The sequence below is a fragment of the Polaromonas sp. P1_F4 genome (assembly GCF_056405675.1).
Genome location: NZ_JBFUBP010000011.1, coordinates 51291 through 72148, shown reverse-complemented (window position 1 = coordinate 72148; position 20858 = coordinate 51291). Strand labels below are relative to the sequence as shown.

Annotated in this window: 22 protein-coding genes and 1 other RNA gene; 10 read left to right on the top strand and 13 right to left on the bottom strand. The window is 62.4% G+C overall.

What is annotated here, in order from left to right:
• The first annotated feature begins 20 nt into the window (after positions 1 to 20).
• The 5 genes from AC1DYQ_RS19510 to AC1DYQ_RS19490 all read left to right on the top strand — a co-directional run bounded on the left by AC1DYQ_RS19510 (position 21) and on the right by AC1DYQ_RS19490 (position 5163).
• Positions 21 to 1538 (top strand): DUF4178 domain-containing protein, encoded by a 1518-nt coding sequence (locus AC1DYQ_RS19510; RefSeq protein WP_477688179.1) that lies wholly within the window; start codon positions 21 to 23, stop codon positions 1536 to 1538.
• A gap of 48 nt (positions 1539 to 1586) precedes the next feature.
• Positions 1587 to 1808 carry a DUF350 domain-containing protein gene (locus AC1DYQ_RS19505; RefSeq protein ID WP_007871890.1) on the top strand — a complete coding sequence of 74 codons (222 nt, stop codon included), beginning with the start codon at positions 1587 to 1589 and terminating at the stop codon, positions 1806 to 1808.
• Positions 1809 to 1862: 54 nt separating this feature from the next.
• Positions 1863 to 1937, top strand: a non-coding RNA gene (locus AC1DYQ_RS19500) — sX9 sRNA.
• A gap of 59 nt (positions 1938 to 1996) precedes the next feature.
• On the top strand, positions 1997 to 3544 hold the full coding sequence (locus AC1DYQ_RS19495) for a polyamine aminopropyltransferase (protein WP_477688178.1): 1548 nt from the start codon (positions 1997 to 1999) through the stop codon (positions 3542 to 3544).
• Complete coding sequence (locus AC1DYQ_RS19490) at positions 3523 to 5163, top strand: FAD-dependent oxidoreductase (protein WP_477688177.1); 1641 nt, start codon at positions 3523 to 3525, stop codon at positions 5161 to 5163. The genes AC1DYQ_RS19495 and AC1DYQ_RS19490 overlap by 22 nt, the downstream gene beginning before the upstream one ends.
• 922 nt (positions 5164 to 6085) lie before the next feature.
• On the opposite strand, the gene AC1DYQ_RS19485 is transcribed toward AC1DYQ_RS19490, so the two are convergent.
• Genes AC1DYQ_RS19485 through speD form a run of 3 tightly spaced genes read right to left on the bottom strand, consistent with a single transcriptional unit; the run spans position 6086 to position 8660 of the window.
• Positions 6086 to 7489 (bottom strand): aminopeptidase P N-terminal domain-containing protein, encoded by a 1404-nt coding sequence (locus AC1DYQ_RS19485; RefSeq protein WP_477688176.1) that lies wholly within the window; start codon positions 7487 to 7489, stop codon positions 6086 to 6088.
• A gap of 20 nt (positions 7490 to 7509) precedes the next feature.
• Entirely contained in the window at positions 7510 to 8286 is a 777-nt protein-coding gene (locus tag AC1DYQ_RS19480; RefSeq protein ID WP_477688175.1) for a nucleotidyltransferase family protein, read from the bottom strand.
• On the bottom strand, positions 8283 to 8660 hold the full coding sequence (speD, locus tag AC1DYQ_RS19475; protein WP_477651193.1) for an adenosylmethionine decarboxylase: 378 nt from the start codon (positions 8658 to 8660) through the stop codon (positions 8283 to 8285). The genes AC1DYQ_RS19480 and speD overlap by 4 nt, the downstream gene beginning before the upstream one ends.
• Before the next feature lie 133 nt (positions 8661 to 8793).
• On the opposite strand from speD, the gene tkt reads away from it, so the two are divergent.
• The 3 genes from tkt (at position 8794) to AC1DYQ_RS19460 (ending at position 12226) form a co-directional block, all read left to right on the top strand.
• Positions 8794 to 10836, top strand: a complete 2043-nt coding sequence (gene tkt, locus AC1DYQ_RS19470; RefSeq protein ID WP_477688174.1) for a transketolase — start codon at positions 8794 to 8796, stop codon at positions 10834 to 10836.
• Positions 10837 to 10900: 64 nt separating this feature from the next.
• Positions 10901 to 11899 (top strand): type I glyceraldehyde-3-phosphate dehydrogenase, encoded by a 999-nt coding sequence (gene gap / locus AC1DYQ_RS19465; protein WP_477688173.1) that lies wholly within the window; start codon positions 10901 to 10903, stop codon positions 11897 to 11899.
• A gap of 96 nt (positions 11900 to 11995) precedes the next feature.
• The gene (locus AC1DYQ_RS19460; protein ID WP_477688172.1) at positions 11996 to 12226 is read left to right on the top strand and encodes a hypothetical protein; all 231 of its coding nucleotides are present in this window, start codon (positions 11996 to 11998) and stop codon (positions 12224 to 12226) included.
• Positions 12227 to 12234: 8 nt separating this feature from the next.
• Here the strand turns inward: AC1DYQ_RS19460 and AC1DYQ_RS19455 are convergent, their stop codons facing one another.
• From AC1DYQ_RS19455 to AC1DYQ_RS19435, 5 genes are all read right to left on the bottom strand, one after another.
• A complete protein-coding gene (locus tag AC1DYQ_RS19455; RefSeq protein WP_477688171.1) occupies positions 12235 to 12681 on the bottom strand; it encodes a hypothetical protein in 447 nt (148 codons plus the stop codon).
• A gap of 198 nt (positions 12682 to 12879) precedes the next feature.
• A complete protein-coding gene (locus AC1DYQ_RS19450; RefSeq protein ID WP_477688170.1) occupies positions 12880 to 13938 on the bottom strand; it encodes a pirin family protein in 1059 nt (352 codons plus the stop codon).
• Positions 13939 to 14141: 203 nt separating this feature from the next.
• A complete protein-coding gene (locus AC1DYQ_RS19445; RefSeq protein WP_477649495.1) occupies positions 14142 to 14903 on the bottom strand; it encodes an ABC transporter permease in 762 nt (253 codons plus the stop codon).
• Complete coding sequence (locus AC1DYQ_RS19440) at positions 14900 to 15850, bottom strand: ABC transporter ATP-binding protein (protein ID WP_477649494.1); 951 nt, start codon at positions 15848 to 15850, stop codon at positions 14900 to 14902. Before AC1DYQ_RS19440 ends, AC1DYQ_RS19445 begins: the two co-directional genes overlap by 4 nt.
• Positions 15851 to 15960: 110 nt before the next feature.
• Positions 15961 to 16752, bottom strand: a complete 792-nt coding sequence (locus AC1DYQ_RS19435; RefSeq protein ID WP_477688169.1) for an SDR family NAD(P)-dependent oxidoreductase — start codon at positions 16750 to 16752, stop codon at positions 15961 to 15963.
• A 404-nt stretch (positions 16753 to 17156) separates the two neighbouring features.
• On the opposite strand from AC1DYQ_RS19435, the gene AC1DYQ_RS19430 reads away from it, so the two are divergent.
• On the top strand, positions 17157 to 17498 hold the full coding sequence (locus AC1DYQ_RS19430) for a collagen-like protein (RefSeq protein WP_477688226.1): 342 nt from the start codon (positions 17157 to 17159) through the stop codon (positions 17496 to 17498).
• Between the two features lie 86 nt (positions 17499 to 17584).
• Here the strand turns inward: AC1DYQ_RS19430 and AC1DYQ_RS19425 are convergent, their stop codons facing one another.
• From AC1DYQ_RS19425 to AC1DYQ_RS19405, 5 genes are read right to left on the bottom strand one after another with little or no spacing between them, the layout of a single operon-like run.
• Positions 17585 to 18193: a glutathione S-transferase family protein gene (locus tag AC1DYQ_RS19425; protein ID WP_477688168.1), complete on the bottom strand. Its 609-nt coding sequence runs from the start codon at positions 18191 to 18193 to the stop codon at positions 17585 to 17587.
• A gap of 24 nt (positions 18194 to 18217) precedes the next feature.
• Positions 18218 to 18565: a YciI family protein gene (locus AC1DYQ_RS19420; protein ID WP_477688167.1), complete on the bottom strand. Its 348-nt coding sequence runs from the start codon at positions 18563 to 18565 to the stop codon at positions 18218 to 18220.
• 11 nt (positions 18566 to 18576) lie between these two features.
• Entirely contained in the window at positions 18577 to 19008 is a 432-nt protein-coding gene (locus AC1DYQ_RS19415) for a VOC family protein (RefSeq protein ID WP_457281969.1), read from the bottom strand.
• A 41-nt stretch (positions 19009 to 19049) separates the two neighbouring features.
• Positions 19050 to 19454 (bottom strand): VOC family protein, encoded by a 405-nt coding sequence (locus AC1DYQ_RS19410; protein ID WP_477688225.1) that lies wholly within the window; start codon positions 19452 to 19454, stop codon positions 19050 to 19052.
• Between the two features lie 50 nt (positions 19455 to 19504).
• On the bottom strand, positions 19505 to 19978 hold the full coding sequence (locus tag AC1DYQ_RS19405; protein WP_477670496.1) for a VOC family protein: 474 nt from the start codon (positions 19976 to 19978) through the stop codon (positions 19505 to 19507).
• A 147-nt stretch (positions 19979 to 20125) separates the two neighbouring features.
• Between AC1DYQ_RS19405 and AC1DYQ_RS19400 the strand changes: the two genes are divergently transcribed.
• Entirely contained in the window at positions 20126 to 20803 is a 678-nt protein-coding gene (locus tag AC1DYQ_RS19400) for a TetR/AcrR family transcriptional regulator (protein WP_477688166.1), read from the top strand.
• Positions 20804 to 20858 lie beyond the last annotated feature (55 nt).

Genomic DNA, 20858 nt, shown 5'->3' with positions numbered 1-20858 from the left:
GGCGCTGACCTGCTGCCGCTGTGACTGAAATCAACTCGCAACGCGCCTACCGCGCGCCGTGTCCCGGCTGCGGTGCGCCTGTTGAATTCCGCAGCGCGCAATCCACCCATGCGGTGTGCGGCTATTGTCAGAGCACCGTCGTGCGCGACGGCGACACGCTGTCGCGCATCGGCAAGATGGCCGAGCTGTTCAACGATTTCAGCCCCCTGCAGCTGCAGGCCTCCGGGGTCTGGCAGGGCCGCAACTTCACGCTCGTGGGCCGGCTGCAATACAAGTACGCCCAGGGAACCTGGACCGAGTGGTATGCCATCCTGGACGACGGCAGCGCGGCCTTTCTGAGCGAGGACAACGGCGCGTATGTGTTCAGCCGGCCCACCAGCCTGCAGCGCGCCGTACCGCCCGCAGAAAACTTTCGCATCGGCGCCACCACGGCGATCAATGCCAAGCCCTTCAGTGTGGCCTCCAACGAGAGCGTTGTGCTGCTGTCAGCCCAGGGCGAGTTGCCGCGCTTGCCGGCGCTGGGCATGCCTTTTGCCGTGGTTGAATTGCGCAGCACGGATGGCGATGTACTCAGTGTTGACTACGGCACGGCATCCGGTAGCGGCGCACCGGTGCTGTCGCTGGGCCGCTCGGTGTTGCTTGACGAACTGAAGCTGGCTGGCCTGAAGGATGAGTCTGCCAAGGAAGAAAGCGGCAGGCAGTTCAGCTGCCCCAACTGCGGAGCGACGGTGGCGGTCACACTGGCTGCCAGCAAAAGCATCACCTGCAGTTCCTGCAACAGCCTCATCGACCTGACCCAGGGCACAGGCGCCGCGCTTCAGCATGCGATCCAGGATGAACCGGTCGCCCCGCTGATCGCACTGGGAAGCACGGGCCAGTTGCTGGGCACGCAATGGCAGGTCGTCGGGTTCCAGCACCGCATGGGGTACGAGCCCGACGACCCGGACGAGCATTTCGGCTGGGATGAATACCTGCTCTACAACCGCAAGCGCGGCTTTACCTTTCTGGTGGACGCCACCGACGGCTGGAGCCTGGTCAAGCCCCTGACCGGCGCGCCCACCTTCAAGACGGGTGGCGACAGCGCCACCTACCTCAAGACCACCTATCGCCTGCAAAGCAGCTACCGCGCCGAGACCACGTATGCCGCCGGCGAGTTCTACTGGCAGGTGCAGCGCGGGCAAAAAACCTTTAACCGCGATTTCGCCAGCGGCAGCGCATTGCTGTCCCAGGAAGAGGCGCCGAACGAAGTCACCTGGTCCAGCGGCAGCAAGCAGGACGGCGAACTGATCGCCAGGGCTTTCAAGCTTGAAGGCAAAAAAGACCTCTTCAAGCGCGCGGACGCCAAACCCCTGAGCAGCGCGTCGGGCATGGGTTGCGGCACCATCGTTGTGGTGGTGCTGGTGATACTGGTGGTTCTGTTGCTGGTCACACGCTGCTCACGCTGCGACCCGAATGTCGAGAACTGTTCTTCGTCCAGCAGCTCGCGCAGTTCAGGCGGCTCATTCGGTGGATTTTCCGGCGGAGGCGGCCATAAATGACGCCGGCCCCTTCCTATTCAACCTGGCAGATTTTTTCTGGAGAACATCATGGGACTTGAATGGCTTAAACCCGCCGCATTCCTCGGCTCGATTTTGTTCGCGCTGATCGGCGTGATCATCTTCTGGCTGAGCTTTGTCATCATTGACAAAATGACACCGTACGACCTGTGGCTGGAGATTGTCGAGAAGCAGAACGTGGCGCTGGCGCTGGTGGTTGCCGCCATGGCGTTAGGCATCTGCGTAATAGTAGCCGCCGCCATCCACGGGTAGTTCCCGGCTACTGCGCGGACCGGGGGCGGCGTTGGTCCGGTGCTCCGAATCCTCACGTACTTCAAGTACGTTCCGGTTCGTCCGCTCCGTCCGCCTTGCCCGCGGCCCGCTCGCTACGCCCTGGGCGCCGTCGTTGATCGGCTCGCTGCGCATCGCCTCACTTACGTCCTGCTATCACCTGGTCTGTTTTGAACACTGAATCCTCCCCCTCCACCACACCGCGCCCTCTTGAGGTCGCGCTGCTGGCCAGCGTCTTTGTGGTGGCGGCGTGCGGGCTGGTGTATGAGCTGGCGGCGGGGGCCCTGGCGTCTTATCTGCTGGGCGACTCAGTGCTGCAGTTCTCCACCATCATCGGAAGCTACCTGTTCGCCATGGGCATTGGGTCCTGGCTGTCGCGGTTCTTCGAGCGGCAGCTGCCGGCCCATTTTTTGCGCATTGAATTGATGGTGGCGCTGGTGGGCGGTGCGCTGCCGGCCACGCTATTTCTGGCAAATGCCTATGTGCCTGGCGCTTTCCGTTTCCTGCTGTACGCCATGGTGCTGCTGGTCGGCACGCTGGTGGGGCTGGAGATTCCGCTGGTCATGCGCATCCTGCGGCGTAATGTGGCGCTCAAGGAGCTGGTGTCGCAGGTGCTCACCTTCGACTATCTGGGCGCGCTGGCTGTGTCGCTGGCGTTTCCGCTGGTGCTGGTGCCGCATCTGGGCCTGATCCGCACCGGGCTGTTGTTCGGCCTCATGAACGCGGCTGTCGCGGTGTGGGCGCTGTGGCTGTTCCGCCATGAGCTGCGGCACGTCAAGTCGCATGCCCTGGCTTGCCTGGGTGTCTTGTGCGCACTGGGCGCCGGCTTTGTGAGCGCGAACCAGATCACCACGCTGGCCGAAGACCATTTCTACCAGGACCGTGTAATTTTCACCGCCACCACACCTTACCAGCGCATCGTGGTGACAAACGGCCGCGCCGGCCACCGCCTCTTCCTCAACGGCAACCTGCAGTTCGCCGAGCGCGACGAATACCGCTATCACGAAGCACTGGTGCACCCCGTGATGAGCGCACACGGTGCGCCGAAGACGGTAGCGGTTTTGGGCGGCGGCGACGGCATGGCGGTGCGCGAAGTCCTGAAATACCCCAGTGTGGAAAGCGTCACGCTGGTAGAGCTGGACCCGGCCATGACGCAGCTCTTCAGCCAGCAGCCCGCCTTGAAGCGCCTGAACGCCGACGCGCTGCTGTCACCCAAGGTACACATCGTGAATGCCGACGCCTTCCAGTGGCTGGACAAAAACGCCGGCATGTTCGACATCATCATCGTGGACTTCCCCGATCCGACCAATTTTTCCATCGGCAAGCTCTACACCAACTCGTTTTATGCGCTGCTCGACCAGCACCTTTCGGCCAGCGGTTATGCGGTCATCCAGACCACGTCTCCCCTGGTAGCGCGGCGCAGCTACTGGACGGTGGTGAGCACGCTGGAATCCGTCGGGCTCAAGGCCGCCCCCTATCACGCCAATGTGCCCAGTTTTGGCGAATGGGGTTTTGTGGTCGCCAGCCGGCGGCCTTTCAGCCCCACGACGCAGATGGGCACCCTGCCTGCCGGCCTGCGTTTTCTGGACCCGCAGACCTTGCCCTTGCTGTTTGATTTCCCTGTGGACATGGCACGCGTGCCGGCGCCCGTCAACCGGCTCTCCAACCAGGAACTGGTGCACAGCTACGAGCAGGAATGGGGCAAGGTGCTGCATTGAAGCGCCGGGATTTCCTGGCCGCCTCTGCACTCCCGCTGCTGGGCTGCAAGGAGGCCACGCACGTTGAAGGCGGTTTTGTGGGTGCAAACCATGAGCGCGGCCATCTGCTTCGGCCTGACGAGACCGGCGGGGCCCGTGCCTGGCCGGCCCCTTCCGTCACCCGGCGCACCCGCGTACTGATTGCCGGCGGCGGTGTCGCCGGCCTGGCGGCGGCGCGCGCGCTGCGCCTGCGCGGCATGCAGGACTTCGCGCTGCTGGAGCTGGAAGACCAGGCCGGCGGCAACAGCCGCGCAGGCTTGGTCAGTGGCGTGCCCTGCCCGCTGGGCGCGCACTACCTGCCGGTGCCCGGGGATGCGGCGCGTGACGTCCAGGATTTGCTCGAAGAACTTTCACTGCGCCGGCGCGTGGCCGGCCGCTGGGTGTACGACGAACGCCATCTGTGCCACAGCCCGCAAGAGCGGTTGTTCATCAACGGCCAGTGGCAGGAAGGGCTGCTGCCCCTGCAGGATGCAGGTGCTGCCGTGCTGGCCGAGTACCGGCGTTTTGCGGCGCTGGTGCAGCACGCCCCGTCTGCGGCCACTTTTCCGATTCCTGTTGCCGGAGTGCCCCTGGCATCGCAACACCGCGCGCTGGATGCCGTGACGTTCAAGGCATGGCTGGACCAGCAGCAACTCACCAGTACGCCGCTGCGCTGGTACCTCGACTATTGTTGCCGCGACGACTACGGCGCGGGCCTGGACACCGTATCGGCCTGGGCCGGCATCCATTACTTCGCCAGCCGGCATGGTTTTCAAGCGCCCGGCGACGCAGCTTCTGCGGAGCGCGAAGCGGGTGTGCTCACCTGGCCCGAGGGCAATGGCTGGCTCACCCGCCAATTGGCTGCACCACTCGGTGAACGCCTGTACGCCGGCCGCACCGTGGTTCGCGTGGCTGCGGGCCGGCATGGTGTGGAGGTTGACGCCTTCAATGCCGCGACCCAGGTCATTGAGCGCTGGCAGGCCGACCAGTGCATCCTGGCCATGCCCCTGTTTGTGGCGGCGCGTGTGGTGGAAAGCCCGCCGCCCGCATTGCGCGAAGCCGCCGGCCAGTTGCGTTACGCACCTTGGCTGGTCGCCAACCTGCACATCCAGGCCGCGCTGCACGACCGGCCCGGCGCCGCACCCAGCTGGGACAACGTGATCTACGGCGGGGACGCATCAGACAGCGCCGCGCAGGCAGGCCTGGGTTACGTCGATGCCATGCACCAGAGCCTGCAGGCCGTGCCTGGGGCCACGGTGCTCACGTATTACCGCGCCTTCGGCATTGAACCGGCGGGGCGCAAAACCTTGTACGAGAAACCCTGGACGCACTGGCGTGACAGCGTGCTGGCCGAGCTGTCGGTGCCGCACCCTGATCTGCCCGGCAAGGTCACGCGCATGGACATCATGCGCTATGGCCATGCGATGAGCACGCCGGTGCCGGGTGTGCGCAGCAGTGCGGCTCTGCGGGCGCTGCAGGGGCGTTTGCAGGCGCCCTGGCAGCGGCTGCATTTTGCGCACGGTGACTTATCGGGGTATTCGGTGTTTGAAGAGGCGTTTACGCAGGGGCATTTGCGGGGGATGGGTTTGGGTTTGGTTTGAGTTTTGTTTTGGCTGGGTTTGTTCCGGCTGTGTGCTTTTTGCCGAGTGTTGCTGGCCGGGGGTTGCCCGGCATGCAACTCACTTTCTTTTGCTTCGCCAAAAGAAAGTAAGCAAAGAAAAGGCGACCCTGGCTCCTGCGACCCTGCGCTGCGCTACGGGCAACCTGCGGTGCTCGGTCCAGCCGGGGTCAAAAACAACTCGCTTCGCTCAAACAAGTTTTTGCCCTGATCCGTCTGGCCCTGCGCTCCTCGGCGCATACACAAGGGGTTGGGGGAAGGAATACCAACAGCCAAAGACAAAACCCCGAATACCTGAAGAAACAAGGACACGCCATGGCGTGTCCTTGTTGGTATTGGAGTTGGTATTTGTCTTCGGTCCCCGCTCCCGATTGCCCCTTCTGTCTGCGCCGAGGAGCGCAGGTTCAGGCGGATCAGGGATCGCGATTGTCTGAGCCGAAGGCGAGTTCGAGCGAGACCCCGCCTGAACCGAGCACCGCAGGTTGCCCCGTAGCGCAGCGAAGGGGTCGCAGACAGCAGGGTCGCCTTTTCTTTGGTGACTTTCTTTTGGCGACGCAAAAGAAAGTTACTTGCTGCCGGGCAACCCCCGGCCAGCAGTCCCAAGAAGCGCGCGCTCCAATGAAATCAAACACAACCTCAAAAAAGGTTGCTATTAATTCAATAGCTGCTTGCGCCCGTCTCTATTGGCCCCAAGCCATTTCTGATGTCTAAAAGAAGGCTCGAAAGACCTCCCGAACGCGCCAGGAGAAGATTTTTGGCATCCCAAATTGAAGTCGGGCCCGTTTCAGGCCCATTTCAAGAGGTATTTTGGCCTCAAACCCAATAAGGTCGGGCGCAAGCAGCTATCAAATAAATAGCGTTTTTGAAGACGTCCATCCAGCTCTGCGACAGAACCCCGCGCCCTATCACCCCTTCATCAACGCCTCAATCTCATCCCCATCCACCGGCACCCCCCGCGTCATCAACTCACAGCCCTTGGCGGTCACCAGCGCATCGTCCTCAATCCGGATGCCGATGTTCCAGAACTCCTTGGGCACGTTTTTGCCGGGCCGCACATAAATGCCCGGTTCGATGGTCAGCACCATGCCGGGTCGCAGGATGCGTGAGGGCTTGCGCATCACGGTCTGGCCCAGGGCGTCCTTTTCCTCGCGCGGCTTGCTGCCGGGCTCGGTGTAGTCGCCGCAGTCATGCACGTCCATGCCCATCCAGTGGCCGGTGCGGTGCATGTAGAACTGGCGGTAGGCGCCGGACTCGAGCACGTCGTCGACCTTGCCGTGCTTCTTTTTGTCGAGCAGGCCGGTGTCCAGCATGCCTTCCACCAGTACGCGCGTCGCCGCATCGTGCGGGTCCAGAAAGCGCTTACCGGGCTTTGTCACCTTCACCGCGGCGTCCTGCGCGGCCAGCACGATGTCGTACAGCGTGCGCTGGGCCGGCGTGAACTTGCCGTCTGCCGGGAAGGTGCGGGTGATGTCGCTGGCGTAGCCGTCCAGTTCGCAGCCGGCGTCGATCAGGCACAGCTGGCCGGGTTTGAGCTCGGTGTCGCCGGCGCGGTAATGCAGGATGCAGGCGTTGGCGCCGGCGGCGACGATGCTGCCGTACGCCGGAAACTGCGAACCATGGCGGCGGAACTCGTGCAGCAGTTCGGCTTCGAGGTGGTATTCACGCAGGCCGCCCTTCAGTTTCCCGTTGGCACCGTTGTGCAGCATGGCGGCGGAGGTCTGCATGGCGCGTACGTGGGCACCGGCTGAAATCTTGCCGGCGCGCTTGAGGATGGCGACTTCATGGCTGTCTTTGACCAGCCGCATTTCGTCGAGCAGCTTGCACAAATCGTGCTGGCTTTGCGGGCATTCGGCGCCATAGCGCACGCGGGCGCGTACCTTGTTCAACCAGTCGTCCACCTGTGTTTCGAGGCCTTTGTGCGTGGCAAACGGAAACCACACCGCACTCTGGTTGGCCAGCTGCTGCGGCATTTTTTCTTCCAGCGCTTCCACACTGAAGGCGGCGTCCACACCCAGCGCGGCGGGCGCGGCCTTGGGGCCCAGGCGAATGCCGTCCCAGATCTCACGCTCCAGGTCCTTGGGCCGGCAAAACAGCGTGGTCTTGCCGCTGGCCTCAATCACCAGCCAGCTGTCGGGTTCGCTGAAGCCGGTCAGGTAATAAAAGTAGCTGTCGTGGCGGTAGGGGAAGTCGCTGTCGCGGTTGCGCGGGTATTCGGGCGCGGTGGGCAAGAGGGCGATGCCGCCGCCGGCCGCCTTCAGGGCGCGGGCAATGGCGGCGCGGCGTTTTTCGTAGATCGTGGTGGTGCTCATGTGCGTTCCGCTTTAGTGCTTCAGATCGTGGTGGTTTGGTTCAACTCGTGCAGCCGCGCCGGTGTGCCGACATCGGTCCAGGCGCCCTCATACAGCTCGGCGCTCACGGCCTGATTGTCCATCGCCGTACGCAAAAGCGGTGCCAGTGGGGCTTTCAGGCCCTGCGGGTTGCCGAAGGGCAGGCTGTCGAACAGTTCGCGCCGGTACAGGCCGATGGTGCTGTAAGTGAATTTGGGCTGCGGGCTGTCCTTGGGCAGGTTCAGCGCCAAGCCGTCCGGGCCCAGGCCGAAGTCGCCTTGGGGGTTGTGTGCGGGGTTGGGCACCAGCCAGAGGTGGGCCAGCTTGTTGCCTGCAGCAAACCGGGTGACGGCGGCCTGGGTGAATTCAAAGCCGGGCACAAACACATCGCCTGCCAGCACCCAGAAAATGTCGCCCAGCAGCGGCAGCGCACGCGCAATGCCGCCCGCGGTTTCCAGTGCGCCACCAAAATCCACGCCTTCGTGCGAGTATGAAATTGATAGCTGCTTGCGCCCGTCCTTATTGGGCTGGAGCCCGAAATGGTTTGAAGAAAGAACCGAAGAATGGGTCGAGAAATGGGCCGGAACCTGCTCGCCCAGCCAGGCCGTGTTGATGACCAGGTCGGCAAAGCCACCGCGCACCAGCGCCTCAACCTGCCAGTCAATCAGCGGCTTGCCGCGCACCGCCAGCAAGGGTTTGGGCGTGGTGTCGGTCAGTGGCCGCATGCGCTCGCCACGGCCGGCGGCCATGATCATGGCCTTGATGGGTGCGCCGGTCATTGCGTATCGCCCCGGTCCAGCGACCGCTGCTCGGTCCATTCGGGGTTAAAGCGGCGCACCAGCGCATCCATCAGGCCGCGTGCCCGGGCGGAGTGGTCGCCGCCGAAGTTGCACACATAGACGTCCAGCGTCACGGCTTTCTGTTCAGGCCAGGTGTGCACGCACACATGCGACTCGGCCAGCAGCACAGTGGCCGTGATGCCGCCTGGGCCGTGCACGGTGTCGGGAAAAGTGTGAAACAGCTGGTTAACGGCCTGCAGGCCGGCTGCCTGCACCGCCTGCACGCACCAGTCGCCCAGTCGGGTAGCGTCGGTCAGCCAGGCCGGGTCGCAGCGGCATTTGTAAAGGTCGGCGGTCAGGTGAAGGCCTTGCATCCCCCCGACTTTAGTTCATGGCGAGGGGCCGTCCAGCCAAATCGGGGCCAAACCCCCGCCAAACCGGCGGGCTGGGCCCAAACGGTAAAATACCGGGTTACCCCTGATCTTTCCCCCTCCCGGAGCTGCCTACATGGCCAATACGCAAATGATGGCGAATGCGATACGCGCACTCGCAATGGACGCTGTTCAACAAGCCAATTCCGGACATCCCGGCGCCCCCATGGGCATGGCCGACATGGCAGTCGCCCTCTGGGGCCGCCACCTCAAGCACAGCCCGCACAACCCCAACTGGTTCGACCGCGACCGTTTTGTGCTCTCCAACGGCCACGGCTCCATGCTGATTTATGCCGTGCTGCACCTCACCGGCTACAAACTGCCCATCGGCGAACTCAAGAACTTCCGCCAGCTCCACAGCAAAACCCCCGGCCACCCCGAATACGGCTACACCCCCGGCGTTGAAACCACCACCGGCCCGCTGGGCCAGGGCCTGACCAATGCGGTCGGCATGGCGCTGGCTGAAAAGCTGCTCGCCAAAGAGTTCAACCGCGAAGGCCACACCGTCGTCGACCACAACACCTATGTGTTCATGGGCGACGGCTGCCTGATGGAAGGCATCAGCCACGAAGCGGCTGCGCTCGCCGGCGCGTGGAAGCTGAACAAGCTGGTCGCGCTGTACGACGACAACGGCATCTCGATTGACGGCCAGGTCGCGCCCTGGTTCATCGACAACACCGCTGTGCGCTTTGCCGCTTACGGCTGGAACGTGTTGGGTCCTATCGACGGCCATGACGCCGAGCTGGTGGCCAACTCCATCGAAGGCGCCAAAAAATCGAACGACAAGCCCACGCTGATCATCTGCAAGACCCACATTGGCAAAGGCTCGCCCAACCGCGCAAACACCGCCAAAGCTCACGGCGAGCCACTGGGCGCCGAAGAAATCAAGCTCACGCGCGAAGCCCTCAACTGGCCGCATGCGCCGTTTGAAGTGCCGAAGGAAACCTACGACGCGTGGGACGCGAAGGCCAAGGGCCTCGCTGCGGAAGCCGCCTGGGACGCGAAATTTGCTGCCTACAAGGCTGCGCACCCTGCTCTCGCCGCCGAGCTGACGCGCCGCATGAAGGGCGACTTGCCCAAGAGTTTCTCGCAACTGGCTGTCGACACCGTCATCGGCGCGCACACCAAGGCCGAAACCGTGGCCTCCCGCAAGGCTTCGCAGCTCGCACTCGAAGCCTTCACCGCCGGCCTGCCCGAGTTGCTGGGCGGCTCGGCCGATTTGACCGGCTCCAACCTCACCAACACCAAGTCCACGCCCAACCTGCGTTTTGACATGAACGGCGAAGTCGTGCTGACGGCCAATGCCGAAGGCGTGAGCGCGGGCGGGCGCCACATCAACTACGGCGTGCGCGAATTCGGCATGGCCGCCATCATGAACGGCATTGCGCTGCACGGTGGCTTCATTCCGTACGGCGGCACCTTCCTGACCTTCAGTGACTACAGCCGCAACGCCATCCGCATGGCCGCGCTGATGAAGATCCGCGTCATCCACGTCTTCACGCACGACTCCATCGGCCTCGGCGAAGACGGCCCGACGCACCAGTCGATTGAGCACGCGGCCAGCCTGCGTTTGATTCCCAATCTGGACGTCTGGCGTCCGGGCGACACGGCCGAAACCGCCGTCGCATGGGCCGTCGCGCTCGAGAACAAGAACAAGCCGACGGCATTGCTGCTGAGCCGCCAGAACCTGCCTTACGCACCGAAGAACGACCTCGGTGAAATCAGCAAGGGCGCTTATGTGCTGGCCGAACCCGCCGAAGTGGGCCTGAACAAGAAGGCCCAGGCCGTCATCATCGCCACCGGCTCCGAAGTGCAACTCGCGCTGAAAGCGCAGGAGCTGCTCGCCGCCCACAAGATCGCAGTGCGCGTGGTCTCCATGCCCAGCAACACGACGTTTGACAAACAAAAAACGGCGTACAAATCCGAAGTGCTGCCAGAAGGCATCCCCCGCATCGCGGTGGAAATGGGCGTGACGGACGGCTGGTGGAAATACGGCTGCGCCGCCGTGGTGGGCATCGATAGCTACGGTGAATCGGCGCCCGCGCCAGTGCTGTTCAAGCACTTCGGCTTTACCGCTGAGAACGTGGCCGACACCGTGCGCAAGGTACTGCGCAAGTAAACACGCGGATAACGGACACGGCCGCCCAATTCAACAAGATTTCAACTTCCAGGAGCAACAGCAGATGACTATCAAACTTGGCATTAATGGTTTTGGCCGTATCGGCCGCAACGTGTTTCGCTCGGCCATCAAAAGCTTTGGCGACATTGAAATCGTCGGCATCAATGATTTGCTCGAGCCTGAGTACCTGGCCTACATGCTGAAGTACGACTCGGTGCACGGCCGCTTCGAAGGCGATGTGTCCGTTGAAGGCAACACGCTGATCGTCAACGGCAAGAAGATCCGCCTGACGCAGGAACGCGACCCCGCCAACCTCAAGTGGGGCGACATCGGCGCCACCGTGGTGCTGGAGTCCACGGGCCTTTTCCTCGACAAGGCTTCCGGCGAGAAGCACCTTGCCGCCGGCGCGAAGAAGGTCATCTTCTCGGCACCGTCCAAAGACGATACCCCGATGTTTGTCTTCGGCGTCAACGACAAGACCTACAAGGGCGAGGCGATCATCTCCAACGCCAGCTGCACCACCAACTGTCTGGCGCCCATCGCCAAGGTGCTGAACGACAAATGGGGCATCAAGCGCGGCCTGATGACGACCGTGCACGCGGCCACGGCCACACAGAAAACCGTGGATGGCCCGTCGAACAAAGACTGGCGCGGTGGCCGCGGCATCCTGGAAAACATCATTCCGTCGTCCACCGGCGCGGCCAAGGCCGTAGGCGTGGTGATCCCCGAGCTCAACAAGAAGCTGACCGGCATGTCCTTCCGCGTGCCCACCTCCGACGTGTCGGTGGTTGACCTGACCTGCGAGCTCAACAAGGAAGCCACGCTCAAGGAAATCTGCGCCGAAATGAAAGCGCAAAGCGAAGGCGCACTCAAGGGCATCCTGGGCTACACCGAAGACAAGGTCGTTGCCACCGACTTCCGCGGCGATGCCCGTACGTCGATCTTCGACGCTGACGCCAGCATCGCGCTGGACGGCACCTTCATCAAGGTCGTCGCCTGGTATGACAACGAATGGGGCTACTCCAACAAGTGCCTGGAAATGGTCCGCGTGGTGGCGAAGTAATTCACTTCGACATCGCCAATAAGAAAGCGCCTTCGGGCGCTTTTTTTGTCTTGGCGCAATACTTCGGCCGCCCATCACCCGGAAAGGTTAATGTCGATGCCCCTGACCCTCAAAAAAATTAACGAACAAGTGGTGAGTGTTCATCTGGACAACGGCGAGCTGGCGGGCCAACTCAAGCTGATTGGCGGCGTGTGGAAGTTCAAGGCCATTGGCTACACCGCAGACGGCCATGTGGTGCCCGGCGGCGGGCCGCTGACGGAGCGCCACAACATGACCTTTGCCGCGCTGGATGAGGCGGCGGTCAACGCAGGGTTGATGCCTCTCTGAGTGGCCAGTCAGTCCGGCAAACTTAGGCCGGGCCGTTCATCGTCCCAGGCCATCGCGCTCATCTTCCAGCCTTCAGGCGTTTTGACGAACTGCGTCGAGATCATGCCGCGCGCCTCGAATGCCTCGCCGTTCATCGTGCCGGCCTTGCCGTAAGCGCTGTAGCGATGGGCAATGTTGCCGAAGATTTGTGTGGTTTCCGACAGCTCCCATTCCCTGAAGCGCGTGAGGCTGCCGCTGTCCACCAGAGCCTGCCGCGGCGCGATGAATTCGCGCAGGCTGGAAATCTCAGGCGCGGCCCCCGTGTTCTTGATCAGGAGGCCTGCGTCGATGAAGAGCGCGTGAATGTCATCGTAAGGCGGCACGCTGCCGGGCTCAAACGAGACGGCGCGAAAGAACGCCTGCGCCAGCGCATTCAGTTCGTTTTTGACCGCTTGGGAGTTGGGCTCCTGGCTCATGGCATCTCCTTGTGTTGGCGGGAGTTTAGGCGTCTGCTGCCGCACCCCACAGGCGGCGTTTGCGAAACCCGATATTGCCTGGGGGTACTGCGGGGAGGTTGACTGGTAATGCCGGAGTTATGCGAAAAGTGCCCCGGAGCAGCTAAGAACAAGCGCGGGCAGCTATTAAAAATATAGCAGCGAGGTGCTGCTCGGCCGTCAGTCGCCCGTCGGCCGCTCTTCGCGTCCGCCCGGGTGCCGCGCAAAGCGCGCCGGCTCCCGCCCATGCACCGGCGCGTCATCGCCAAACGACCAGCCACCAAACTGCGTGCGCTGGTAGTCCGCCATGGTTTGCGCGATTTCGGCTTGCGTGTTCATGACAAACGGGCCGTACTGGACCACCGGCTCACCAATGGGCTTGCCTTGCAGCATCAGGAATTCGGCTTCCTCGCCGCCGTTGACGATCTCTGCGTCCACGCCGGCCCGCAGCTCGATGGCGCTGTCCACACTCACCGCCTGACCGCCCAGCGTCGCCGACTGCCCCTTGAAAAAATAGAGCTGGCGCCGCGTGCCTTCGCCCGTTGCGGCGGGCAGCGTCCAGCGGGCGCCGGGCGCCATGCGAATCGTCCAGATCGCCACGTCGGCCTCGGCCTGCGAGGCCCACGAATCCGGCGGCGGCGCCAGCGGCGCGGTTTGGGTATTTTGAATACGGCCGGCAATCACGGCCACTTCGGTGCCGCGCCCTTCGGCATCCTGGATGTCCAGGCGCGGAATGTCCTGCGACCAGAACATGGTGAAGTGCGGCTCGCTCATCTTGCCGGCCGCCGGCAGGTTCAGCCAGATCTGGAACAGCTCCAGTGGATTGGGATTTTGCGGGTCCAGCAACGGGAACATCTCGGAATGGACCACGCCCTTGCCGGCCGTCAGCCACTGCACGTCGCCGCGGCCAAAGCGCGCTGTCGCGCCCAGGGAGTCGGAATGGTCGATCAGGCCCTTGCGCACGATGGTCACGGTTTCAAAGCCGCGGTGCGGGTGCGCGGGAAAGCCCGGCACCGTGCTGCCGTGGTACATGTTCCAGCCGTCCTTGCGGGCAAAGTCCTGGCCGATATTGCGCCCCGCGAGCGAGGCATCCGGGCCCATCTGCGCATTGCCGCGAGGGTAGGCGTCGTCGTGGTACACGCAAAAGAGGAACGGGTCGAGCGTTGCCCACGGAAAGCCGAGCGGCTTGACCTGGAGGATGGGGTGGATGGCGGAATTGGTGGCGAGGTCGGCAGGCATGAAGAGGCCTTTCTGGCGTGAAACTTTCAAAGAACGCATATGAGGTTGGCCGCTGTCCTTTCAAGCTGCGCCCCCAGCCCGTCCGGCGGGCCTGGCCTTGGAAATTTAAGGAAAATATGCCTGTAATCCTTATGTGGCGGGCGCAAGCAGCTATAAAATCAATAGCATCTGCAGGGCGCTCTCACCAGCCGCCAGCCCCTTCCTCAGGCCTTCAGTTTCCAGCCCGTACGGAAGATCCACCACACCGCGCCGAGGCACAGCCCCAGAAAGCCCATGATGGCCGCCACGCTGATGCCTACGTTGACATCGGCAACGCCGTAAAAACTCCAGCGGAATCCGCTGATCAGGTAGACCACCGGATTGAACAGGGCGATCTTCTGCCACAGCGGCGGCAACATGTTGATCGAATAAAACGCGCCACCGAGGAAAGTCAGCGGCGTCACCACCATCAGCGGCACAATCTGCAGCTTCTGGAAGTTGTCGGCCCACAGCCCGATGATGAAACCGAACAGGCTGAAGGTCAGCGCGGTCAGCAGCAGGAAGCACAGCATCCAGAAAGGGTGCGCGATCTCATAAGGCACGAACAGGCGCGCCGTTGCCAGGATCAGTAGCCCCAGCATGACGGACTTGCTCGCCGCAGCGCCCACATAACCCATCACCACTTCCATGGACGACACCGGCGCCGACAGCAGTTCGTAAATTGTCCCCGACCATTTCGGCATGTAGATGCCGAAGGCGGCGTTCGAGATGCTCTCGTTGAGCAGCGACAGCATGACGAGGCCGGGGATGATGAAGGCACCGTAGCGGATGCCGTCGATGTCTCCCATGCGCGAACCGATGGCCGCGCCGAAGACCACGAAGTACAGCGAGGTCGAGATCACCGGCGAGGCGATGGATTGCATCAGCGTGCGGAAGGTGCGCGCCATTTCAAAGCGGTAAATAGCGCGGATGGCGTGCCAGTTCATGCGGCCTCCTTCTGGGCGGTCGGTTTGTCGGCATGCACCAGGCTCACGAAGATGTCTTCGAGCGAACTCTCGCTTGAATGCAGGTCCTTGAAGTCAATGCCGAGTTCGGCCAGCTGCTTGAGCAATGCCGCAATACCCGTCTCCTCGGTCTGAGTGTCGAAGGTGTAGACCAGGGTGTGGCCCTCTTTCGTCAGTTCAAGCGGCAGCCCTGCCAGCGCCTGCGGAATGCTTTGCAACGGCGTTTGCAGTTGCAGGCTCAATTGCTTCTTGCCCAGCTTGCGCATCAGAACCGTTTTGTCTTCGACAAGAATCAGCTCGCCCTTGTTGATGACGCCAATGCGGTCTGCCATTTCCTCGGCTTCCTCAATGTAGTGTGTGGTCAGGATGATGGTGACGCCGCTGTCGCGCAGCTCCCTCACCATCTGCCACATGCCCTTGCGCAGCTCGACGTCGACGCCCGCACTGGGCTCATCGAGGAACAGGATGGTGGGCTCGTGCGACAGCGCCTTGGCAATCAAAACCCGGCGCTTCATGCCGCCGGAGAGCGCCATGATCTTGCTGTCCTTCTTGTCCCACAGCGAAAGGTCGCGCAGCACTTTCTCAATGTAGGCCGGGTTGGGCGGCTTGCCGAACAGGCCCCGGCTGAAGCTCACGGTGGACCAGACGGTTTCGAACGCATCGGTCGAAAGCTCCTGGGGCACCAGCCCGATTTTGGCGCGAGCGGCGCGGTAATCCCGAACGACGTCATGTCCATCGGCCGTCACGCTGCCCGAGCTCGGATTGACAATGCCGCAAACGATGCTGATCAAGGTGGTCTTGCCCGCGCCGTTGGGGCCGAGCAGGGCGAAAATCTCGCCGCGCTGGATGTCCAGGTCCACCGACTTGAGCGCATGAAAGCCCGAAGCGTAAGTTTTGCTGAGTTTCTGAAGGGAAATAATGGGTTGCACGCGGCATCCTGACAAGAAAGCGGCGCCAGAATGTGACGCCAGAAGAGACCCGAATCATTCTATAGAGCAAGGCTGAAAAAGCCGGGAGCAGGGTTTTCAAGACAGTGCGCTCAGGCATCCTGGTTTTTTCTCAGCGTCGGCAGGCCGACACCGGCAGACTCAAAGCCACCATCCACCGCCAGCACCTGGCCATTGACATAGCTGGCTGCCGGGCTGCACAAAAAGCCCACGGCCGATGCGATTTCTTCCACGGTGCCGTAGCGCCCCAGCGGAATCACGTCGTGGTAGTCCGAGCGGATCGCCACGCTGTGAACCAGCTTGGCCATTTCCGTGTCCACCGGCCCGGGCGCGATCACATTGGCCCGGATGCCGACGGTGCCCAGCTCAACCGCCTGCTGTTTGGTCAGCTGGATGAGCGCGGCCTTGCTGGTGCCGTACGCCACGCGAAGCGTGCTTGCGCGCAAGCCCGAGATCGACGCGATGTTGACAATGCTGCCGCCGCCCGTGCGCTTCATGATGGGCGCGCAGGCCTGGCTGCACAAAAATGCGCCGTCCAGGTTGACGCCCAAAACCCGGCGCCATTCTTCAAATGTTGTCTCACCGATAGGCTTGAACACCGCGATGCCGGCGTTGTTGACCAGCGCATCGATACGGCCAAAGCGGGCGTCCACCTTCTCCATGGCCGATTGCACCTGTGCCGGGTCGGCCACGTCGCAGTGCACCGCCAGTACGCGGCCTGCATCTTGAATGGCGGCAGCGGCGGGGAGCAGCGTGTCGCTGTCGATATCCAGAAGTGCCACACGGTAACCATTGGCCAGAAACCATTGCCCGATGGCAAGACCAATGCCGCGTGCACCCCCTGTTACGACGGCCACGGGGCTGGTTGAAGAAGTTGCAGTCATGGATGTCCTTGCCTTGTTGTCTGGTGTGAATGAAGAATGGGCTTTGGCAGTGGTCGCGGCTTTGGCGAAAGTTCAGCTTGAAGTTTGCACTACTGGACGTGGTTGCGCGCGTTGGCGATGCTGCCGATTCGGGACACGCTGTCGTGGGCCCGTCCTACAGCATGGGCGATTGCCAATGGGTACCTTGAGCACTCATCCTGTTGTCTGCATCAGAAATGATTCTTTCAAGAGGGCCAGGCATACGGCAGCCGTTAGCGGTTTTCGAATGTGTGACCTTCAGCAAAAGCGTTGTGGCTGGTATCGGTTTCATGCACATGATCCGTAAAAAAAACAGTTCACGGTCAAGGCAGGAACGAACTGTTGACGCACCTTGGTGCGAATTTTCCCAGAGGATCACTATGACAATGAAACACGCATTACTTTTATCCACACTGGTCGCAACGTTGGGCCTTGTTGCCTGTGAGCGGACGGTTGTCGCGCCGCCTGCGGCAGTTGTCACCGTGCCGGGGCCTGCGGGTCCTGCGGGCGCCACGGGTGCCACCGGCACTGACGGCGCCAAAGGAGCCACGGGCGCTGGCGTTGGTATTCCCGGCCCGACCGGCGCTACCGGTGCGACTGGAGCGACGGGCTCTACCGGCTATGAAGGCGCAACAGGTGCTACCGGCGCGACTGGCGACACCGGAAAGACCGGCAGAACCGGTGCCACGGGTGACACGGTTGTGATCGTTCCCGCGCCTGCTCGCTAAGGTTCTTTCGCACGGGCCGGCGAACGCGTGAGCGCTCGCCGGCTTTTTTGTTTTCAGCGGCGGGTACAAGGTGCTTAACCGTGCCGTCATTCGGGAAAGGGCTCACGCCAGGCCGGCAGCTGATTGAGCCGGTCGTGCCAGCGCCGGATTTCCGGGAAATTGTTCAGCGGCAAGTGAGCCTTTTCGGCATACGGCAGGGTGATGGCCACCGCAAAGTCGGCCACCGTCAGTGCGTCGCCGACGAGGTATTCGCGCCCCTTCAGGTGCGCTTCGAGCACGCCTGCGTAGCGCTCGAAGGTCGGAGTCACCCTCGCAATCTCGGCCGGGTCGGCCTCGCGCTGCAGGAAGCGCGGCTTGATGATGTGCTCGAAATAAAACGTTCCGGCGGCCGGCGCGAACTCGGTGGCATCCCACATCAGCCAGCGCATCACCTCGGTCTGGCGTTGGTCGCGTGGCCACAGGTCGGAACCGGCTTTCTCCGCCAGGTGGCACATGATGGCATTCGACTCCCACAAGGTCGTGGTGCCGTCCACCAGCACGGGCACCTTGGCATTGGGGTTCATTGCGCGGAACTGCGGCGTACGGTGCTCGCCTTTTTCCAGCGCCACGTAGATGAACTCCACCGGCAGCTTCAAATGCCTGGCGACGGCGCAGGTTTTTCGCGGGTTCAGCGTGTCCGAGTAATAAAGCTTCATGCAGACTCATTTCATCGTTGATTTTCAGGCCGCCATGCGCGGCAGGTCGGACCACACCGGCCTGACCTCTATGGTCGCGGCCCTGGCCATGGGATGGCCGGCTGCGATGTCGATCGCCTCCTGCATGCCGGCGCATTCAATCAGCCCGTAGGCTGCCATTTTTTCCGCGCTATCGGTGAAGGAGCCATTGGTTACCGCGCGCTTGCCGCCGCGCACCCGCACCGTCATCGCGTCTCCGGGCGGGCGCAGCGGGTTGCCGTGCTTGAGGATGCCGCGGCTTTCCATGTCCCGGACCCAGGCGCCTATGTCGGCCACCAGCATCGGCGTGGGCGCGAAGGCCGCGTCGTGGCAAATGATCAGCAGGAATTGCATGGGCCTTCCCATCAGGGCATGGGCAGAGGCTTGATGACCATCCACGACACGCCGAAGCGATCTTCCACCATGCCGAAAGACGAAGCGTAAAAGGTCTTCATGATGGGCATCTCTACCTTGCCGCCGTCGCTCAATGCCTTGAACAGGCGCTGCGCTTCGGCATCGCTGGCCGCAGTCAATGAGAGCGAGAAGCCCTTGAATTCCGGCTTGCCGTTGCCCATGCCATCGGAGGCCATCACTTCCGTTTCGCCGATCCTGAAGCTGGCGTGCATGATGTTCTCACCCGGGATGGCGCCGCCGTCCGGCCCGCAGCCTTCGGTCATGGGTTCCGGGTTCTCCTTGAAGCGCATCATCATCTTCACTTCGGCGCCAAGCGCCTTGCGGTAAAACTCGATGGCCTCTTCGCAGCGGCCGTTAAAAAAGAGGTAAGACTGGATCAGCATGATGGACTCCTTCGTGGGTTGATAAGGTTGGGGGATTTTTTTCAGGCACTCATTTGCGCAGCGTGGGCTTCAACGTTCATCCAGGCGAGCTCCCAGAGATGACCATCCAGATCCTCAAAGCCGTGCTGGTACATGAATCCGTGGTCTTGTGCCTTGTTGGGCGTGGTCGCGCCGCCAGCCACGGCCTTGCTGACCATCTCGTCGACTTCCTGACGGCTGTCACAGGAAAGGCAGATCAGCACCTCAGTGCTTTTGCGTGCGTCGCTCACCGGCTTGGGGGTGAAGGTCTTGAAATAGTTCTCGACCAGCAGCATGACGAAGCTTTCCTCGCTCACGATCATGCAGGTGGCGTTTTCATCGGTGAATTGCGGGTTGAATTTGAAGCCCAGCGCGGTGAAAAACTTCACCGATTGGTTCAGGTTTTTCACGGGCAGGTTCACAAACATCTTGGTCGTCACGGGTTTCTCCTTGAATGATTGAATGAGTAGGTGCTTCTTCAGGCCCTGTCATAGGCTTCCTGGAGTTCCTTGATATTGATCTTGCGCATCTTCAGCATGGCGCTCATGGCGGCGCCGGCCTTGGCCGGGTTCTTGTCGCCCAGCATGTCGCCGAGCGCGGTGGGGATGATCTGCCACGACAGGCCGAATTTGTCCTGGACCCAGCCGCACTGATTGGGTGCCCCGCCCGCGGAGAGCTTGTCCCAGAGCTCGTCCACCTCTTCCTGCGTCTTGCAGTCCACGAACAGCGAAATAGCCGGCGTGAAGCTGAAGTGCGGGCCGCCGTTGAGCGCCATGAATTCCTGGCCTTCAAGCTGGAAGCTGCCGGTCATGACCGAACCCTCCGGGCCCGGGCCTTCCTTGCCGTAGCGCCTGAGCATGGTGATCTTCGAGTTCTTGAAGATCGAAACATAAAAATTCATGGCTTCCTCGGCCTGGTCGTTGAACCACAGGAAGGGGGTGATTTTCTGCATGGTCTGGTTCCTTGAAAGAAGAGCGTTTAAAGAATCGTTAAAGGCTTGCGGGCCTTGTGCGGTGGCTAAATCAGCAGTATTGTGTACACCGTCCACAAAAGAATAGCAAAGATAATGAACACTGTCCACATAAATAAGTAACAAGCCATGTCGAGTGCGCCCCCTTCCCAGCCAGTCCCGCCGCCGCGCAGCACTTACCGCCACGGCGACCTGCGGCGTGCCCTGCTGGAAGCCGGGGTGGAACTGGCCCGCTCCGGCGGGCCCGGGGCCGTGGTGTTGCGCGAAGCCACGCGCCGCGCGGGCGTTGCGCCCAACGCGGCCTACCGGCATTTCGAAAACCGCCAGGCCTTGCTGTATGCGGTTCGTTCAGCCGCGCTGGCGGCCGTGGCCCGCGCGATGGAGGCCGAACTGGCTGCGCTGCCCCGGGGTTTGCCGCCAGCCGAATTCGCCCGCGCCAACGTGCGCGCCGTCGGCGCCGGCTATTTGCGTTTTGCGCAGGCGGAAAGCGGGTTATTCCGCACGGCCTTTGGCCCCTCGGATGATTTGAAAGAAAGGGCCCAGGGCGCGCCGGCCAATGCCGAGCGCAAAGGGGGAAGCGGCCTGGACCCGTTCGAGCTGCTGGGCGCCGCGCTCGACAAACTCGTGAGTGCGGGTGTGCTGTCGCCCGAACGCCGCCCTGGCGCCGAATTCCTCGCCTGGTCGGCGGTGCACGGCCTGGCCATGCTGGTGATCGACGGCCCGCTGGGCCCTCTCATCGGTCCGCAGATGCAGCAGATCGGCGAGCATCTGCTGGACATGGTTGAAAAGGGTCTGTGCGGGGACTAGGGGGAGTTGACGCCCATTGATTGAATTCGCCCGAGATTTGGCCGGTGCATTGATG